Source organism: Kribbella sp. NPDC056345 (assembly GCF_042262745.1).
Lineage (GTDB): Bacteria > Actinomycetota > Actinomycetes > Propionibacteriales > Kribbellaceae > Kribbella.
Window position 1 is genome coordinate 76,233 of sequence record NZ_JBHJQQ010000016.1, and the last position, 18,998, is coordinate 95,230.

Below are 18,998 nucleotides of genomic sequence, written 5' to 3' on the forward strand. Positions count from 1 at the left end.
CCGACATGTGGGAGATCGGCGTCAGCACGTGGGTCTGGACGTCACCGCTGACCGATGACGGCCTGGCCTTGCTCGCGCCGAAGGTGCGCGACTGGGGTTTCGACGTCATCGAACTGCCGGTGGAGCAGCCAGGTGACTGGGATCCACACCGTGCGGCTGACCTGCTGGCGTCACTGGGTCTGAAAGCCACGGTCTGCTTGGTGATGGCACCCGGCCGGGAGCTGGTCGAGGCGGGCACCGTCGCGGACACCCAGGCCTATCTGCGGCATGTGGTGGACGTGGCCGCGTTGGTGGGCAGCCCGGTGGCGGCAGGCCCGGCGTACAGCTCGGTCGGCCGCACGTGGCGCATCGCGGACCGGCCGAAGGTGTATGCCGAGTTGCGTGCGAACCTGGCCCCCGTCGTCGACTATGCGGCTGCGCACAACGTCCAGCTCGCCGTCGAACCGCTGAACCGGTACGAGACCAGCCTGCTCAACACGGTCGAGCAAGCCCTGGAAGCCCTGCAGGGTCTGCCCGCGTGCGGTCTGGCGCTGGACACCTACCACCTCAACATCGAGGAATCCGCGCCGGTCGAGGCGATCCGGGCCGCGGGCGCACGCATCGCGCACGTCCAGGTGTGCGCCAACGACCGGGGCGTACCGGGCAACGACCATCTGGACTGGCCCGCGTTGCTGGGCGCATTGGCCGACGCCGGCTATCGCGGTCCGCTCTGCATCGAGTCGTTCACGCCGGACAACGCCGCGATCGCGACCGCCGCCTCGATCTGGCGCCCGCTCGCCGCCTCCCCCGATGCCCTCGCCACCGAGGGACTCACGTTTCTGCGCGGCGCGACCGCGTCGATCCGTTAGCTGTTCCACCGCCCCAGAAGAATTTGGTACAGAGGAGTTTGGCCATGAGATCCAGATCCGCCCGTCTGCTCTCGATCATCGGCGTGCTGCTTTTGCTGATCGGGATACCCCTGCCAGTCGCGCAGGCGCACCCCGAAGGCCTGCACGTGCTGGTGTTCAGCAAGACCGCTGCCGGCGCCTACCGGCACGATTCGATCCCGGCCGGGATCACGATGCTCGAACAGCTCGCCGCACAGAACGCGTGGGAGCTGACCAGGAGCGAGGACTCGACGGTCTTCAACGACGCCATCCTCGCCACCTTCGACGTGATCGTGATGCTGCAGACCTCGGGCATGGTCTGGGACAACGACGCCCAGCGCGCGGCGATGCAGAAGTACGTGCGCGGCGGCGGTGGCGTGGTCGCGATCCACAACGCGACGGACATGAACATCGAGCAGCAGTTTCCCTGGTGGGACCAGATGCTCGGCATGACGATGACCCAGCACTCGGCAACAGTGCCCGGTACGGCGAAGGTTGCCGACCGCAAGCACCCGTCCGGCGCCGGGTTGCCGGACCGCTGGACACGCACCGAGGAGTGGTACAACTTCAACCGGTCCGCGCGTGGCGACGTACACGTCCTGGTGACCGCGGACGAGACGACGTACGACGCCGGTCCGAACAAGATGGGTCACGACCATCCGATCTCCTGGTGCCGTAACTACGAGGGCGGCCGGGTGTGGGCGACCGCGATGGGCCACCAGGCCTCCAGCTACTCGGAGCCGTTGTTCCGCGAGCACATCAAGGGCGGCGTGGAATCGGCCGGCGGCAAGGTCGCGGCGGACTGTGGCCCCACGGTGTGGAGCAGCTTCGAGAAGGTCACGCTGGACGACAACACGGTCGGGCCGGCCGCGCTCGATGTGGCCAAGGACGGCCGGGTGTTCTATGCCGAGTACGGCGGCAAGGTGAAGATCTTCAAACCGTCGACCCGGACCACCGTCACCGCCGCGACGCTCAATGCGTACACGGGCGGCGAGGACGGACTGACCGGCCTCGCGCTCGACCCGAACTTCGCCACCACCAAGTGGATCTACCTGATGTACTCGCCCGCTGGTGGGACCGAGCACATCGCGCGGGTGTCCCGGTTCACGGTGAACGGAGACACCCTCGACCTGGCCAGCGAGCAGGTGATCATGAAGGTGCCGTCGTCACGTGCGGCCCCCGAGCCCGGCCACACCGGCGGCTACATCACGTTCGGGCCGAACGGCAACCTCTACATCGGCTCCGGCGACGACATCGAGCCGTTCCGTTCCGACGGCTACGCGCCGATCGACGAGCGGCCGGGCTGGGCGAACAACGACGCGCAGGGCACCGCGGCCAACACCAACGACCTGCGCGGCAAGATCCTGCGCATCCACCCCGAGCCGAACGGGACCTACACAGTCCCGGCGGGCAACCTGTTCGCACCCGGCACAGCGAAGACGAAGCCCGAGATCTACGCGATGGGCTTCCGCAACCCGTTCCGCTTCTCGGTGCACCCCACGAACGGAACGATCTACGCGGCCGACTACGGCCCGGACGCGGCCGGTGACAACGCCAACCGAGGTCCGGGCGCGATCGTCGAGTGGAACGTGATCACGTCGCCGGGGTACTACGGCTGGCCGTACTGCGTCGGTGACAACATCCCGTTCAACGACTTCAACTTCGCCACCCGGCAGTCCGGCCCGAAGTTCAACTGCACCAGCCCGGTCAACGACTCACCGAACAACACCGGCCTGACCCAGTTGCCCACGGCCCGCAAGGCGGACGTCTGGTACGGCAATGGCGCGAACGGGTTCAAGTTCCCCGAGCTGGGCGACGGTGGCGAGGCTCCGATGGCGTTCCCGATCTACTCCTACGACGCCGCCAACCTGTCGCCGACGAAGTTCCCGGCGTACTTCGACCAGACGCCATTCTTCGGCGAGTGGGCCCGCAACCGGCTGTGGGAGTTCCGGTTGGGCCAGGACGGGAAGCTGCTGAAGATCAACAACTTCCTGCCGAACCTCGGCTTCAAGTCGCCGATGGACGCCAAGTTCGGTCCGGACGGCGCGATGTACCTGCTGGAATGGGGAACCGGGTACGGCCGGGACAATCCGGACTCCGGGCTCTACCGCATCGACTACCAGAGCGGGGACCGCAGTCCGATCGCCACGGCGACCGGCACTCCGGCCTCGGGTGCGTCGCCGCTGACAGTGAAGTTCTCCAGCGCCGGGTCGAGGGATCCCGAAGGCGGTCCGGTGACGTACCGCTGGGAGTTCGGTGACGGCAGTACGTCGACCGAAGCCAACCCGACGCACACCTACACGGCGAGGGGACAGTTCAACGCCAAGCTCACCGTGACCGACACGACCGGCAACACCGGCGTCGCGAACGTGATCGTGACCTCGGGCAACACCGCGCCCACGGTCGGACTCAGCATCCCCGACGGCGGCATGTTCGACTGGGGCAGCACGATTCCGTACACGGTGACCGTGACCGATCCCGAGGACGGCACCATCGATTGCACGAAGGTCAGTACGACGCCGGCCCTGGGACACGATCAGCACTCCCACGACCTCAGTCCGATCCCGGGCTGCTCCGGAAACCTCAATCCACAGACCGACAGCGCACATGCGGCCGCGAATGTGTTGTACGTCGCCGATGCCAAGTACACCGACAAGGGCGCGAGCGGCGTACCGGCGTTGACCGGTAGCAAGAAGGTCGTGCTGCAGCCCAAGCAGAAGCAGGCCGAGTTCTTCACCGGCTCGTCCGGGGTCCGGGTCGTCGCGCAGTCCGGAGCGCAGTCGGGTGCGCGGGTCGGCGACATCAGCAACAACGACTGGATCTCGTTCACGCCGTACAACTTCACCGGTATCAACCAGGTGTCGGTCCGGCTGTCATCACCTAGTGGCGGCGGCACGGTCGAGCTGCGGGCCGGTTCACCGACCGGCGCGCTGATTGCCTCGGTTCCGGTGCAGAGCACCGGCGGCTGGGACAACTACGTGAACATGCCCGCGGTGAACGTCACCAACCCCGGTGGCAGCACGGAACTGTTCCTGGTCTTCAAGACGAACGCAGCCAACTCGTACGACGTCGACTCGCTGACGTTCACCGGTCCTGGCGTCGGTACGCCGGGCGCCACCGGCGGCCAACTCACCGGGATCGGCGGCAAATGTGTCGATGTCAACGGCGCAAGCCCGACCGATGGCGCTCGCATCCAGCTGTGGACCTGCCATGGTGGCGCGAACCAGCAGTGGGCGGTCAGCGGGAGCACGCTCCGCACTCTCGGCAAGTGCATGACGGCCAACGGCACCGGCGATGGCACCGCGGTGCAGATGTGGACCTGCAACGGGGCTGCCGGACAGAACTGGTCCGTGCAGTCTGACGGCACCATTCGCAACGGCACCAAGTGCCTCGACGCCACCGGTGCCAGCTCCGCGGACGGAACGCCGTTGGTCCTGTGGACCTGCACCGGCGGCAGCAACCAGAAGTGGGCACTGTCCTCATGAAAGAGGCCGGGGACCGGGCAAACTGCCCGGTCCCCGGCTCCCCCTTCTCAGTGGTTCAGGTCATGAACGTGCCCATTGCTGGTTGGGCTGGTTGTTGCAGGTCCAGAGGATCAGCCGGGACCCGTTGGCTGTAGCGGCCTGGTTGACGTCGAGGCACAGTCCGGACCGGACGTTCGCGATCGATCCGTCGGAGCGGAACGTCCACTGCTGGTTGCTCTGGCCGTTGCACGACCAGCTGATCACCCGGGTGCCGTTGCCGGTTCCGGCGTTCTCGGCGTCCAGGCACTTGTCACCGAAGACCCGGATCTCGCCGCCGGGCCACGACGTCCACGACTGACTGGCAGCGGTATGGCAGTCCCAGATCACCGCGAGTGCACCCGCCGCGGTCGACGAGTTGGCGAGGTCGAGGCAACGGCCCGAGCCGGCGCCCCGGAGCCGGGACGTCGTACTGGTCACCGGAGACCCGCCGGAGACCCGGTACACCGCAACGCCGTGCGCGGGGACACTGGCCGAGAGCTGCCCGGTGCTGGTGGAGCCGGCGCCGGTCCACAGGTCGGTCAGCGTGAACGATCCGCCGGACAACCCGATCTGTGCCGCCGTGGTCGAGACGGTGGCCGTCGCGTTGCCCCGGTTGAACAGTCCGACCGCGACCGAGCCATCGGCCAGCGGTTTGGCGAACACCTCCGTCGTACCGTCGTCACGCACCCGGCGCCCGCCCGCACCGAGCGGATCCTGGTTCACCGCCAGCAACCGGGGACTGCGCAGGATCGCACTGACGTCGGCGGACATGGTGCGGATGTCGTTACCCGCCATCAGAGGCGCGGCCATCAGTGCCCAGAGCGCGAAGTGCGACCGGGACTCGGTCAGCGTCAGACCGGGGCGACCCACCACCAGCATGTCCGGGTCGTTCCAGTGGCCGGGACCGGCTTGTACGGCGAGTGGCGCGGTGACGTCGACGACGTTGCCGACGCCCATCGGATAGCTGTTGGTGTTGCCGTTCTGCCAGATGTCCAGCAGGTCCTCGGTGGTGCGCCACAGATCGGCGACCTCACCCCAGTTGTACTTGTCGCCCGTGGGTGCGTGGTAGCTGTTCGGGTTGATGCTGTACACGATCGGCCGCCCGGTCGCCCGCAGCGCGTCCCGCATGATCGTGAACCGGGCGACCTGCTGATCCCGCGTACCGCTCGAGGAACACCAGTCGTACTTGAGGTAGTCCACACCCCAGGACGCGAACGAGCGCGCGTCCTGCACCTCGTGGCCCATACTGCCGGTGGAGCCCGGATGCGCACCCCCGCCCTGCGCACAGGTGCGCTCGGTCGGAACCTGGTAGATCCCGAACTTCAGGCCGCGGTTGTGGATGTAGTCACCCAGCGCCTTCATGCCGCTGGGAAACTTCGTCGGATGCGCCCGCAGGTTGCCCTGCGGATCACGCTGCGGATCGAACCAGCAGTCGTCGACGACGACGTACTGGTAGCCCGCGTCCCGCATCCCCGAGGACACCATCGTGTCCGCGGCCTGCCGGATCACCGTCTCGTTGACACCGGCACAGCCGAAGCTGTTCCAGCTGTTCCACCCCAACGGTGGAGTGAGCGCCGGGCTGCCGGGCGCGGCCTGCGCCACCGGCGGACCGGGCACTACGAGAAGCGTCGCCAACACCGCGGCGCCGATCGCCTTCATGCCGTCGTCCCGGTGACTGTGGTGCCTGACTTGGTGACGTAGTAAGTCACCTTGGTGCCGCTCCAGTAATGGAACGTCAGCGTCACCCGTGCGTTGTCCCTGACAGCGGCGAAGAAGTCTGCGGTGAGGGTGGTCACGCCGGTGGTGTAGTTCGGGGCGAAGGCTCGGTCGAACTCCTTGTACGGCGTCCAGTCATGCGGACCGGCGTTCGAGCCGTCGTCGTACTTCGCCTCCATGGTGGCCAGGAGGTCGCCGCGGAAGGTGGTGGGGATGGCGAAGGCAGTGGTTGTGCCGGTGACGTTGCTGAGGACGGGCGGGTCGTAGGTGACGAGGTTGATCCGCCACGGGACGCCTTGGGAGAAGCGGGCCGACAGCACCGCATTCGTGCCGTACTCCCTTGAGCCGCTCAGTCTGGTCAGGGCCGCTGCGGTCAGGGTGAGCTGGTCGCCCTGGATCGTGTAGTCGGTCCCGCGGACCAGGTCGGTGCTGCCGTGGCGCAGGGCGGTGAACGAGGTGCCGTTGAGGTTCAGGGTGATCGTCTTGGCGGTGATCGCGGTCGACTTGGCGCTGAACACCTGGTCCGTGGACGCCGTACCTGAGCGGGTGGTCCAGCTCGACTTGATCTGCGCGATGAGCTCCGGATCGCTCCACTGGAACGAGGTGCGGCCGAGGTGCTGGCCGTTGTCCCACAACATCGTGGTGATGTTCCGGGTGCGTGCGTAGTGGCCGAGGTACTCGAAGAACTTCAGTTTCTCGCCCTGCTGGATGGTTCCGGTGTGCCGGTCGAAGCCGAGCAGGCCGTATTCGCCGAGGATCACCGGGATGCCGCGCGCGACGAAGGTGGCGTGGACCCGGTCGAACGCGTCGGTGAGGTCCTTCTGCGCGGTGGCGTCGAAATGGGTGCCGCCGGCAACGTTCACGCTGAACGGCCAGTAGCCGTAGTAGTGCACTGTCGCGATCAGGTTGGGGTCGTTGTAGCCGCGGATCGAGGTCGCCAGCGCGTCGAGCAGCACCTGGTCGGACGACGTGTGCAGAGTTGGCAGGACCAGCAGACGAGTCGCGTTGTTGCCACCGGATCGGCGCACGATGTCGCGGAACGAAGTGTTCAGCTCGTTGAGCAACTGCACTTCCTGAGCCTGGCCGGAGCTACCGGTGAACTGCGGCTCGTTGACACTCTCGAGGGTCAGCTTGGGTCCGAAGCTCTTGAAGGCTTCCGCCAACTGCGTCCAGATCGCGTTGTACCGGCTCAGTACGGCGTCATGGTCGGACGGCATCGCGTTGATCCACTGCCAGGAATCGTGGTGCAGATTGACCATCACGTACAGGTCGCGCGCGGTGGCCCATCCGGCCACCTCCTTGACCCGGTTCAGGTACGCCGCCTCGATCGTGTGGGCCGGCGCCGGGCCGATGTGCGCGCTCCACGTGACGGGCAGCCGGATGCTCTTGAAGCCCTGCGCCTTCACGTTGTCCAGCAAGGCTTCGGTGATCCGTGGGTTGCCCCACGACGTCTCGTCACTGCCGGTCGAGTCCAGCGTGTTGCCCACGTTCCAGCCCGGCTGCATCGCCGCGACGCTGGCCATCGCGTCGTCGGCGCCCGGGCTGCCGGTACACAGAACGCCGTTCAGCTCGAACGAGGTCGGCACCAGGTTCGACCCCGTCCAGGTGCCGGTGAATCCGAAGGAGACCTTCGCGTTCGTGCCGATCCTGGCGTTGTAGCCGACATCCTTGGCCGTCGCCCGGCTTCCGGAGGTCGTGATGGTCGCGTTCCACGCGTTGGTGCTCCGCTGTCCGGACGGCCACGTCCAGACCAGCTGCCAGCCGTCGACCGGTGCGCCGAGGTTGGTCACGGCGACGTCGGCGTTGAAGCCACCCTGCCACTGGCTCGTCACCGAGTACGAGACGCTGCACCCACTCGCCGCCGGCGCAGCAGTGGTGGTGGCGGTGGCCGTCAGGGCGGTACCGGCAGTGAAGGTGGCGATCGCAGCCGCCAGTACGGCGGCCACTCTGCCTCTGAACAGTTTTCTTGATCGCATATGGGTCCTCGCAGCGTCGGGGCGGGTAAGACACTTGGGAGCGCTCCCAGAAAGTCACCGCACTGTAACCGGCCACCATCGGGCGGTAAAGAGCACATCGCATCCGAAACGTTTAAGGCCCTTCTCCGGGGCATTTCGGGACACCTACGCTGCCGCAACGCGTCCCGGAACCGCCCTTCGGAGGCTCACATGCCAAGTCGTATCTTGCGGCTGTTCACTGCGCTGGTTGTCCTGTCTGCGGGCCTGGTCAGCCTGACGCCGCCAAGTGCGTCGGCGGCACCCGCGTTCAACTACGCGGAGGCGCTGCAGAAGGCGGTGTGGTTCTACGACGCGCAGCGTGCAGGCAAGTTGCCGGCGAACAATCGCGTCAACTGGCGCGGCGACTCGGCACTGCAGGACGGCAGCGGGACCGGAACCGATCTCAGTGGTGGGTTCTACGATGCGGGCGACCATGTGAAGTTCGGGCTGCCGTTCGCGTTCAGCATGTCGACGCTGGCCTGGGGCGTGGTGGACAACCGGGATGCCTACGTGGGCTCCGGCCAGCTCGCGCCGCTGATGGCGAACCTGCGCTGGGGTACCGACTGGATCATCAAGGCGCACCCCTCCCCGAACGTGGTCTACGGCCAGGTCGGGGCAGGCGACCCCGACCACGCCTGGTGGGGTTCGGCGGAGGTGATGCCGATGGCACGCCCGTCGTACAAGGTCGACACCTCGTGTCCTGGCTCGGACCTCGCGGGTGAGTACGCCGCCGCAATGGCTTCGGCCTCGATGGTGTTCAAGGATTCCGACCCTGGCTACGCGGCGACTCTGGTGACGCACGCGAAGCAGCTCTACACGTTCGCCGACACTTACCGCGGCAAGTACAGCGACTGCATCACCGACGCGGCCAAGTTCTACAACTCCTGGAGCGGCTATCAGGACGAGCTGGCCTGGGGCGCTATCTGGTTGTACCGCGCCACCGGCGACGCCGCGTACCTGACCAAGGCCAAGGCGGAGTACCTGAAACTCTCGACCGAGTCGCAGACTTCCGAGCGGTCCTACCGGTGGACGATCGCGTGGGACGACAAGGCTTACGGCGCCTACGTGTTGATGGCCAAGCTGACCGGTGAGCAGATGTACGTCACCGACGCCAACCGCTGGCTGGACTACTGGACCACTGGCTACAACGGCAACCGGGTCCGCTACTCCCCCGGCGGCCAGGCAGTCCTCGACACCTGGGGCTCTCTGCGCTACGCGGCCAACACCGCGTTCGCTGCCCTGGTGTACTCCGACTGGCTGGCCACTCGGGACAGTGCGCGGGCCAGGACGTATCACGACTTCGGCGTACGGCAGATCAACTACGCGCTCGGCGACAACCCGCGCAGCTCCAGTTACCTCGTAGGCTTCGGCGCCAACCCGCCACGCAACCCGCATCACCGCACGGCGCACGGATCCTGGAGCGACAGCATCCAGGAGCCCGCGGTCAGCAGGCACACCTTGTACGGCGCTCTGGTCGGCGGCCCCAAGAGCAATGACGATGCCTATGTCGACAGCCGCAGCGACTACGTGATGAACGAGGTCGCACTCGACTACAACGCCGGCTTCACCGGTGCGCTCGCCCGGCTGTACAAGGAGTACGGCGGGACCCCACTGGCGAACTTCCCGGTACCGGAGACACCGGACGGCCCGGAGCTGACCGTGCAGGCGTCGGTGAACCAGTCAGGTGCTCAGTTCAGCGAGATCAAGGCGTTCGTGCTCAACAAGAGCGCGTGGCCCGCCAGGACGTTCAACGGGACACTGCGCTACTACTTCACCCTCGATGGCGCCACTACTCCCAGCCAGATCACCGTCACCACGAACTACAACCAGTGCGGGACTCCGAGCGCTCCTACCCAGCACAGCGGTTCGACGTACTACGTGGAGATCCCGTGCACCGGCGTGACGCCGGCCGGGCAGTCGGCGTACCGCAAGGAGGTCCAGTTCCGCATCACCAGCTCGGGGACGTGGGACCCGGCCAACGACTGGTCTGCCGTGGGGCTGGGCACCGGCAACGCAGTGGCCCAGACAGACCGGATCGTGCTGCGTCAGGGCGGCAAGCTGGTCTGGGGCGTCGAGCCGAGCGGCACGGCGGACAGTGAACCGCCCAGCACGCCCACTCAGCTCACAGCCTCTGCTCTGACCGGCAGCAGCGTCACCCTGAGGTGGACCGCGTCCACCGACAACGTTGGCGTCGCCGGCTATGACGTGCTCAACGGCACCACGGTCGTCGGCTCCACCACCACGACAAGCCTGCAGGTCACCGGTCTGACACCGGACACCTCCTACACCTTCTCGGTCCGGGCTAAAGATGCCTCCGGCAACGTCTCCGGGCCCGCCTTCATCAGCGTGCGCACCACACAGACCCCCGCCAGCACCCTCGCCGTACAGCACAAGGGCTCGTCCGCGGCGACATCCGGCCAGATCGGCGCGACCCTGCAGGCCACCAACCGCGGTACGACGAGCGTCGGCCTGGCCACCGTGTCGCTGCGATACTGGTTCACCGGCGACGCCCCTTCGCCCACCTACCAGGTGTGGTGCGACTGGGCCCAGGTCGGATGTGCCAACCTCACGGCCCGGGTCGTCAAGCTGAGTACACCCCGCACCGGCGCGGACGCCTACCTGGAGGTCGTCTTCGCCGGCGGCAGCCTCGCACCCGGCGCGAGCACCGGTGACATCCAGTTGCGGGTGGCGAAGTCGGACTGGTCCGCCTTCAACCAGGCCGACGACCACAGCTACCGGGTGAGCAGCTCACTCACCGACTTCGACCGAGTCACCGGCTACACCGGCAGCACCCTCGCCTGGGGTGTCGAGCCCTGAGTCAGGCGACGCCGGCTTCCAGCAGTTGCTTCCAGATCTCGGACTGGTCGACGACCTCGACCTCGAGTTTCTCGGCCTTGGTGATTTTGGCGGCGCCGACGTCGGCGCCGGTGATGAGGTAGTCGGTGCTGGCGGAGACCGAGGAGGCGATGGTGGCTCCGGCTCGCTCGCACATCCGCTGGAAGGCCGGGCGGGCTACCTTCTCGCCGGTGCGGGGGTCGGAGATGGAGCCCGTCACCACGACTGTCTTGCCTGCCAGCGGTGCGCCTGCTGCCACGACTGGCGGCAGGTCCTCGTCCCGGACGTCGAGTGAGACACCGGCCGCGCGGAGGCGCTCCAGCTCCGGTTTCAAGCGGTTGAGGTGTTCGATGAGGGAGGCGGCGACCTTGGCGCCGATGTCGTCGACGGCCACCAGGCCTTCTTCGCCTGCTTCCAGGACTGCTTCCAGGGAAGGGAATCCGGCTCGGCACAACCGCGCCGCCGTCCCTTCGGAGGCCATCGGGATGGCCAGGCCGATGAGGGCACGGCGGAGGCCGACCTGTTTGCTGGTTTCGATGGAGTCGATCATGCGGGTGGCGGAGACTTCGCCGACGCGGTCGAACTCCAGGAGGCGTTCCTTGGTGAGGGCGTAGAAGTCCGAGGGGTTCTCGAGGTCGCCGGACTCGGCCAGGCGCTCGATCCAGACGCCACCGATGGCGTCGATGTCCGCTGCCGCGCGGGAGGCCCAGTGGATGAGGCGGCGGACTGTCTGGGCCGGGCAGGCGGTGTTGGTGCAGAAGAGCTCGCGGCTGTTGCCCTGCTCGGTCAGCGGCTCTTCGCACGACGGGCAGACGGTGGGCGGCACGATGTCCTGCTCCGCGCCGGTACGGCGAGATGCGTCCAGCACGCCGGCCACGAACGGGATCACGTCGCCGGCCCGGCGGACGAGAACCGTGTCACCGATCTTGATGCCGCGGGCCTTGATCACCTCCTGGTTCGCCAGCGTGGCGCGGGTGACCGTCGTACCGCCGACGAAGACTGGCTCGAGCCAGGCAACCGGGGCGATCTTGCCGGTCTTGCCGACGTCCCACTTGACCTCCAGCAGGATCGTGGTCTTCTCCTCGGCCGCGAACTTGAACGCCAGTGCGCCCCGCGGCGAGCTCGACCGGGTCCCGGCTGCGGCATACGCGTCACGATCGGCAAGCCGCAGTACGGCGCCGTCCAGGTCATAGTCGAGCTCGTTGCGCTGCTGCTCGATCCCGGTGATGACTTCCTGAGCCGCAGCGGCATCGGAGCAGTGCTTCATGTCGGCGGCGGTGAAGCCGAGTGTCTTCAGCGCGCGCTCCAGATCGGCCTCGGTGCTGTCCGGATCGGTCTGGAGATCGAATGCGAGGAACTGGAGCCGTCGCTCGGACACGGTGGCCGGGTCCTTCGCCCGCAGCGTGCCGGCCGCCGCGTTGCGCGGGTTGATGAGCGGCTTGTCCGGGTGGGCTTGGTTGTACGCCACGAACGTCGACCGCAGCATCACCGCCTCGCCTCGCACCTCGACGCGCCCCGGTGCATCGATCTGATGCGGTACGCCGTCAGTCAGCGCCCGCACCAGCGGCGTCACGTCGTCACCCGTGGTCCCGTCGCCGCGGGTGATCGCGCGGGCGAACCGGCCGTCCTCGTAGACCAGCGCCAGCGACAGACCGTCCAGCTTCGGCATCACCACGACGGGCTGCCCCGGGAACCGGCTGAAGAACGCCTCGACCTGCTCCGGCTTCGTCGCCTTCTCCAGCGACAGCATCGGCCGCGAGTGGCGGATCGGGGCGTGCAGCACGGCCGGCGCGCCCACCTGGTCCAGCGGATTCGGCTCCGGGGTCAGCTCCGGGTTCGCGGCGATCAGGGCGCGCAGCTCGTCCTCGACCGCGTCGTACTCCGCGTCCGCGACCACCGGCGACCCCTGGTAGTACGCGTCCCGCAGCTCGACGATCCGGCCGGCCAGCTCCTGAATGCGTTCTTCGACGTTCACACCCCCGGACGTTACCGGGCCGTGGGGACAATCCCCGTACCATCAGGCGCGTGAACTTGGTGGAAGCAGCAGACAACGTGTTCTTCGTCCAGGGCTCGGCTGTGAACTGGGTGTTGCTCAGGGACGGGTCCGACCTGACTCTGATCGACGGTGGGTATCCCGGTGATCTGGAGGCTGTCGAGGCTTCGATCCGGGCGATCGGGCACCGGCCCGAGGATGTGCAGGCAGTACTGCTCACTCACGCACACGTCGATCACATGGGTGCGGTGAACCCGTTCCACAGTCGCTACGACACACCGGCGTACGCCGATCCTGCTGAGGTCGGCCACGCACACCGGGACTACCTGGACCAGCTGGCTCCGGCCAAGCTGATCAGGAACCTGTGGCGGCCCGGTGTGCTGCCGTGGACGGTCGGGATCGTTCGGAACGGCGCTCTGCAGGATGTGGCTGCTCCGCACGTCCAAGCGTTCCCGACCGAAGGCGCCCTGGACCTACCCGGCAAGCCGGTCCCGGTGCCGACGCACGGCCACACTGCGGGTCACTCGGCGTACTTCGTCCCGGCGGCCGGTGTGGTGATTACCGGGGACGCGCTGGTGACCGGGCACAAGATCGTGTCGGCTGTGGGTCCGCAGCTGATCCCACCGCTGTTCCAGCACGGCGACCCGACCGATCTGCTCGCGGCACTCAAGCCCCTGGTGGATCTGGACGCGAACGTCGTACTGCCCGGCCACGGCGGACTGCACCGCGGTCCGATCCGCGAGGCAGTGGCCGCCGTACACGCTTAGGAGTGGGGCTTGTTCTCGCGCCACTCGCGCTCGAACGGCAGCCGCCAGGCCCGCGGCGCGATCAGCTGGTGAATGGCGTTCGGGCCCCAGGTGCCGGGCTGGTACGTCTTGACCGGCGGCGGGTCCTCCAGCAGGTGTGCCGACCGCTCCCACAGTGACTCGATACCCTCGGCGGTCGTGAAGAGCGTGTGGTCGCCGCGCATGGCGTCCAGGATCAGCCGCTCGTAGGCCTCCAGGACGTCACCGGCACTCTTCGTCTCCTGCGTCGAGAACTGCATCGACAGCTTCTCCAGCCGCATCCCCGGCCCGGGCCGCTTGCCGTAGAACGACAGCGAGACCCGGGAGGAGTCAGCCAGGTCGAAGGTCAGGTGATCCGGACCCTCCGCCCCGAAACCGGTCGGGAACATCGTCTTCGGCGCCTCCTTGAAGGCGATCGAGATGATCCGCTGCCCCTGCGCCATCCGCTTGCCCGTGCGCAGGAAGAACGGCACGCCGGCCCAGCGCCAGTTGTCGATCTCGACCTTCAGAGCGATGAACGTCTCGGTGTCGGAGTCCGGCGCGACGCCGTCCTCGTTGCGGTACCCGGAGTACTGGCCGCGGACCACGTCGGCCGCCTGGATCGGCAGCATCGACCGGAAGACCTTGTTCTTCTCCTCCGAGATCGCCCGCGGCTCCAGGGCGGTCGGTGGCTCCATCGCGACGAACGACATCACCTGCATCAGGTGCGTGACGACCATGTCCTTGAACGCGCCGGTCGGCTCGTAGAAGGTCGCGCGCTGGTCGAGACCGAGCTCCTCGGGGATGTCGATCTGCACGTGGTCGATGTGGTTGCGGTTCCAGATCGGCTCGAACAGGCCGTTGGCGAACCGGAAGGCGAGGATGTTCAGCGCCGCTTCCTTGCCGAGGAAGTGGTCGATCCGGAAGACCTGCGACTCGTCGAAGGTCTCGTGGACGAAGTCGTTCAGCTGGATGGCGCTGGTCAGGTCGTCACCGAACGGCTTCTCCATCACCACCCGGGCCCGGTCGACCAGTCCGGCGTCGCGGAGCATCGCGATCACGGCCTGCGCGGCCTTCGGCGGCACCGACAGGTAGTGCAACCGGCAGACGCCCTCACCGAGCAGCTCCTCAGCCGCGTGCACGGTGGCGGCCAGCGCCTGCGGCCCGGCCGACACCGACACGTAGTCGAGGCGGCTCGCGAACTGCGCCCACTCCTCGTCACTCATCCGGTGCGTCCCGAACGTCTCCACCGCCTGGCGGGCGCGCTCCCGGAACTCGTCCGCGGTCAGGTCCTCGGTGGCCGACCCGATGATCCGTACGTCGGGGGCGAACTTGGACTGCTGCAGGTACGCCAGACCGGGGAGCAGCTTGCGCTTCGCCAGGTCACCGGTGGCACCGAAGAGCACTATGACGTGCGGTGCCAGCGGCTCCTCGTCCCGTCGTGACGGCCGCGATCCGGGTGCCGGGTACGCGATGGTCTGGGTACGGTCAGGCATAGACGCAGTGTAGGTCGTGTCTGTTTCCGGCAATGGTCTTCGTCGGTGAACTGTTAGCGCGTCTGAAACTCGGAGGGACGACTGTGAAGTACCTGCTGATGATCGCCGGTGACGAGAGCGCCGCGGAGCATGCCAACGACGGTTGTGGCGGCTGGTCGGAGGAGATGGAGGCACGGGGTGTAGTGACCGGTGGGGCCGGTCTGTACCCGCCCACCGAGGCAACCACTGTGCGGGTCCGCTCGGGCGAACTGCTGCTCACCGATGGTCCGTTCGCGGAGACCAAGGAGCAGATCGGTGGCTTCGTGCTGATCGACTGCGCGGATCTGGACGAGGCGATCGAGATCGCTGCCAAGCACCCGGCCGCGGGCTACGGCACCATCGAGATCCGCCCGGTGCTGGAACCGCCGCCTGGGGTGGTGTGACGTACGCCGAGGTCTTCCGGGCGGAGTGGGGCCAGGTGGTCGCCACGCTGATCCGGATGACCGGGAACTGGGAGCTGGCCGAGGAGTGCGCCCAAGAGGCGTGCGCCGCAGCTCTCGAGCGCTGGCCGCGCGACGGCGTACCGGACAAGCCGGGTGCATGGCTGACGACCACTGCGCGCAACCGCGCGATCGACTGGCTCCGCCGCGAGGCGGTCGGAGCCGCGAAGCTGCAGGAGGTCGCTGCGATGACGTACGAACCCGAGACCCCCGCGTACGACGTACCGGACGACCGGCTGCGGTTGATGTTCACGTGCTGCCACCCGGCGTTGGCGATGGAGGCGCGGGTCGCACTGACGTTGCGGACGCTGGCAGGACTCAGTACGACGGAGATCGCGCGCGCGTTCCTCGTCGGCGAGACCACCATGTCGAAGCGGCTCACCCGGGCCAAGCAGAAGATCCAGAACGCCGGAATCCCGTACCGCGTCCCGCCGGCGCATCTCCTGCCCGAGCGGACTCCCGCCGTACTCGCGGTGCTCTACCTGCTCTTCAACGAGGGGTACTCCGATGTCACCCGCGGCACTCTGACCGAGGAGGGCATTCGGCTGGCCAGACTGCTCGTTCAGCTCATGCCGGATGAGCCAGAGGCGGCCGGACTGCTTGCCCTGATGCTGTTCCACGACTCTCGGCGAAGCACGCGCCTCTCCCCCGACGGTGTCCTCATCACACTGGACGAGCAGGACAGAACGCGCTGGGACAGCGCACTGATCGCCGAGGCCGAGCACCTGCTCGACCGCACGCTGCAGCGCCGCAGTCCGGGGCCGTACCAGGTGCAGGCCGCGATAGCCGCGTGTCACGCGATCGCCCGGACCGCAGCCGACACCGACTGGCCGCAGATCGCCGCGCTCTACGCACAGCTCCCCCAGACACCGGTCGTCGCGCTCAACCGCGCAGTGGCGATTGGTATGGCGGACGGACCTGCCGTCGGACTCGCACTGGTCGATCGACTCGCCGCAGGGCCGCTAGCCGATTACCACCTGCTCCCGGCTGCGCGGGCTGACTTCCTGCGCCGCCTCGACCGCCGTACCGAAGCAGCCGCGGCCTACCGAGAGGCTGCCGAGCTGTCCACGACAGACGCCGACCGGAGATACCTGGAGAAGCGCCTGGCCGAGGTGTCTGTCCGGAGCTGACCTGTTCGTCGGTGGGGTATGACAGACATTCGAGAGCTCGTTGCGGCTGAACGTAGTGATCTGGTCGAGCTACTGACCGGACTGTCCGAGGAGGATTGGGACAGGCCGAGTCTGTGTGCCGGCTGGCGGGTACGTGAGGTGGTTGCCCACATCACCATGGCTTACCGCTACTCCATGCCCCGCGTCCTGCTGGGGATCGCCAAGGCGGGTGGCCGCTTCAACCGGTTCTCCGAGCGGGCAGCGCGTGCCGACACCGCAGCCCTGAGCAACGCCGAACTGCTGAGCTGTCTGCGGGAGAACATCAACCACCCATGGAAGCCACCGGGCGGCGGCTACGAGGGCGCACTGTCGCATGACGTGATCCACGGGCTCGACATGACCGTTGCGCTGGCCATCGATCGCCGGGTACCGCTGGATCGGGTGCGCGTGGTTCTGAGTGGTCTCGGGCCCAAGCATCTGAAGTACTTCGGGGTGGACCTGTCGAACACCGAACTGCGCGCAACCGACCTGGACTGGTCCTACGGTGCCGGTGAGGTTGTCACCGGCACCGCTCAGGATCTCCTGCTGCTGGTCAGCGGACGGGACGTGTCAGTTCGGCGAGGCTCGTGAGCTGACGGCCCGCAGCACTCCGGCCGGCCGCGGTCTGCCGGCGGAACAGGCGGCCGCCGTACCGGAGGAAGGCGGGTTTGCCGTCGGGTCCGGGGACGAAGTTGGCGCGGACGTGGTCCGGTGTGCCGTCGAGGCCGAGTGACAGCACGTAGTCCCGGCGGTAGAAGCCGAGGCGGAGGGCCGGCTGCCCATCGGCCGAGGCGAGAAGCTGCCCCTGGTCAGCCTTGAGGTCGAGACCGAACGAGCTCTCCACACCGTCCATACCGATCTGGCTGGCCACGTAGCTGCCCTCGTACGGCGCGAGCTGCTTCGGTGACAGCGGACGCTGTACGGCGGGCAGGTTGTGGACGCCGGCCAGTTCGGCCAGTGCCCAGTCGCCGCCGAACAGCTCTGCCGTCAACGCCGGGCCGCTCTCCGAGTTCGTCAGCACGGTGAGGGCGAAGTCGCGCTTCGGCACAATCAGGAAGCCGGAGTGCTGGCCGCTCCAGTCACCGCCGTGCTGGATCACCTTCGGGCCCTCTGCGGTCGGACGGATCATCCAGCCGACACCGACACCGTCGATCTCGACGAACAGCGTGCCGCCCGGTCCGGGGTTGGTCTGCATCGCCACCCGGGTCCGGTCCCGCAGCAACCGCGGGAACCCGTAGTGGCCGAGCTGGAAACGCGCATAGCTCAGCTGGTCCTGCGCACTGGAGATCAGACCGCCGAACGAGTTCAGGCTGCGCGGCATCAGGTCGAACGACGGCTCGACGACCGGCTTTCCGTTGACGATGTTGTGCGACGCGGCGACGCTGAAGCCGCCCAGCTCACTGCGGAAGAACCGGCTGTGCGCCAGACCGAGTGGGTCGATCAGCATCTGCCGGGTAGCGGTCTCGTACGGCTTCCGAGTGACCGCCTCGATGATCCGCCCGGCCACACCGATCGCGGCGTTGTTGTACGAGAACACCTTGCCCAGCGGGGTCAACTGCGGCGCCGCTGACAGCGAAGCGACGTACCGGGCCAGTGCATCGTCGCCGTCGCCGGTGTCGAGGAACGTGTCACCGCGCCAGCCGGCGGAGTGGTTCAGCAACTGCCGGACAGTGACCCGCGGGCCGACTGTGGGGTCAGCCGTAGCGAAATCGGGCAGGTACGTGCGGACCGGCCGGTCCAGGTCCACGAGCCCCTGCTCGACCAGCTGCATGATCACTGTGGCGGTGAAGGTCTTGCTGGTGGAGCCGATCCGGAAGACGGTGTCCGCGGTCACCGGCGACGGGTTGTCGACGTTCGTGACGCCGAAACCGCGCACGTACTCACGGCCGCGGTACCAGACGCCCAGACCGACACCGGGGATCGCGTACTTCGCCATCCCGGCCTCGACCTTGTCGAACAGCCGCCCGACCGCGACCGGCGTCGTACGGTTCGGTTTCGTGGCGACAGGTGCTGGTGCTGCGGTGGCTGTACTGGTGGCGGTCAGGGCACCGACCGGTACGGCGGCTGCCGCGGCGGCGAGGACGGTGCGCCGCGAGAGACCTGCGCTTTTCGGACTATCGGGCTGCGAGCGGAACGACACGGCAGACTCCTCGGTCTAGGGCGATTGGTACCACAAAGGATATTATTCCCAGACTTGGAATCAA

The 18,998-nt window shown here is 67.4% G+C and carries 12 protein-coding genes; 7 read left to right on the plus strand and 5 right to left on the minus strand.

Annotation, left to right across the window (positions count from 1 at the left end; translation table 11 throughout):
• The first annotated feature begins 5 nt into the window (after positions 1–5).
• Both ACFCV3_RS36760 and ACFCV3_RS36765 read left to right on the plus strand, forming a co-directional pair.
• Positions 6–848, plus strand: coding sequence for a sugar phosphate isomerase/epimerase family protein (locus ACFCV3_RS36760; RefSeq protein ID WP_376038472.1), 843 nt, complete (start codon positions 6–8; stop codon positions 846–848).
• 44 nt (positions 849–892) lie between these two features.
• Positions 893–4,351 (plus strand): ThuA domain-containing protein, encoded by a 3,459-nt coding sequence (locus ACFCV3_RS36765; protein WP_376038475.1) that lies wholly within the window; start codon positions 893–895, stop codon positions 4,349–4,351.
• Positions 4,352–4,411: 60 nt separating this feature from the next.
• Here the strand turns inward: ACFCV3_RS36765 and ACFCV3_RS36770 are convergent, their stop codons facing one another.
• Both ACFCV3_RS36770 and ACFCV3_RS36775 read right to left on the minus strand, forming a co-directional pair.
• A complete protein-coding gene (locus ACFCV3_RS36770; RefSeq protein WP_376038478.1) occupies positions 4,412–6,028 on the minus strand; it encodes a ricin-type beta-trefoil lectin domain protein in 1,617 nt (538 codons plus the stop codon).
• Positions 6,025–8,061 carry a cellulase family glycosylhydrolase gene (locus tag ACFCV3_RS36775; RefSeq protein WP_376038481.1) on the minus strand — a complete coding sequence of 679 codons (2,037 nt, stop codon included), beginning with the start codon at positions 8,059–8,061 and terminating at the stop codon, positions 6,025–6,027. The genes ACFCV3_RS36770 and ACFCV3_RS36775 overlap by 4 nt, the downstream gene beginning before the upstream one ends.
• Before the next feature lie 189 nt (positions 8,062–8,250).
• Between ACFCV3_RS36775 and ACFCV3_RS36780 the strand changes: the two genes are divergently transcribed.
• A complete protein-coding gene (locus ACFCV3_RS36780) occupies positions 8,251–10,896 on the plus strand; it encodes a glycoside hydrolase family 9 protein (protein WP_376038483.1) in 2,646 nt (881 codons plus the stop codon).
• Position 10,897: 1 nt separating this feature from the next.
• Here ACFCV3_RS36780 and ligA read toward each other — a convergent pair whose 3' ends face one another.
• Entirely contained in the window at positions 10,898–12,889 is a 1,992-nt protein-coding gene (gene ligA, locus ACFCV3_RS36785; RefSeq protein WP_376038486.1) for an NAD-dependent DNA ligase LigA, read from the minus strand.
• A gap of 50 nt (positions 12,890–12,939) precedes the next feature.
• On the opposite strand from ligA, the gene ACFCV3_RS36790 reads away from it, so the two are divergent.
• Positions 12,940–13,674, plus strand: coding sequence for an MBL fold metallo-hydrolase (locus ACFCV3_RS36790; RefSeq protein ID WP_376038489.1), 735 nt, complete (start codon positions 12,940–12,942; stop codon positions 13,672–13,674).
• On the opposite strand, the gene zwf is transcribed toward ACFCV3_RS36790, so the two are convergent.
• The gene (zwf, locus tag ACFCV3_RS36795; protein ID WP_376038492.1) at positions 13,671–15,167 is read right to left on the minus strand and encodes a glucose-6-phosphate dehydrogenase; all 1,497 of its coding nucleotides are present in this window, start codon (positions 15,165–15,167) and stop codon (positions 13,671–13,673) included. The genes ACFCV3_RS36790 and zwf overlap by 4 nt on opposite strands.
• A gap of 83 nt (positions 15,168–15,250) precedes the next feature.
• Between zwf and ACFCV3_RS36800 the strand changes: the two genes are divergently transcribed.
• Genes ACFCV3_RS36800 through ACFCV3_RS36810 form a run of 3 tightly spaced genes read left to right on the plus strand, consistent with a single transcriptional unit; the run spans position 15,251 to position 17,385 of the window.
• A complete protein-coding gene (locus ACFCV3_RS36800; protein WP_376038495.1) occupies positions 15,251–15,589 on the plus strand; it encodes a YciI family protein in 339 nt (112 codons plus the stop codon).
• Complete coding sequence (locus ACFCV3_RS36805) at positions 15,586–16,776, plus strand: RNA polymerase sigma factor (protein ID WP_376038498.1); 1,191 nt, start codon at positions 15,586–15,588, stop codon at positions 16,774–16,776. The genes ACFCV3_RS36800 and ACFCV3_RS36805 overlap by 4 nt, the downstream gene beginning before the upstream one ends.
• An 18-nt stretch (positions 16,777–16,794) precedes the next feature.
• On the plus strand, positions 16,795–17,385 hold the full coding sequence (locus ACFCV3_RS36810) for a maleylpyruvate isomerase family mycothiol-dependent enzyme (RefSeq protein ID WP_376038500.1): 591 nt from the start codon (positions 16,795–16,797) through the stop codon (positions 17,383–17,385).
• Here ACFCV3_RS36810 and ACFCV3_RS36815 read toward each other — a convergent pair.
• Complete coding sequence (locus tag ACFCV3_RS36815) at positions 17,348–18,934, minus strand: serine hydrolase domain-containing protein (protein ID WP_376038502.1); 1,587 nt, start codon at positions 18,932–18,934, stop codon at positions 17,348–17,350. The two genes, ACFCV3_RS36810 and ACFCV3_RS36815, sit on opposite strands and share 38 nt — an antisense overlap.
• Positions 18,935–18,998 lie beyond the last annotated feature (64 nt).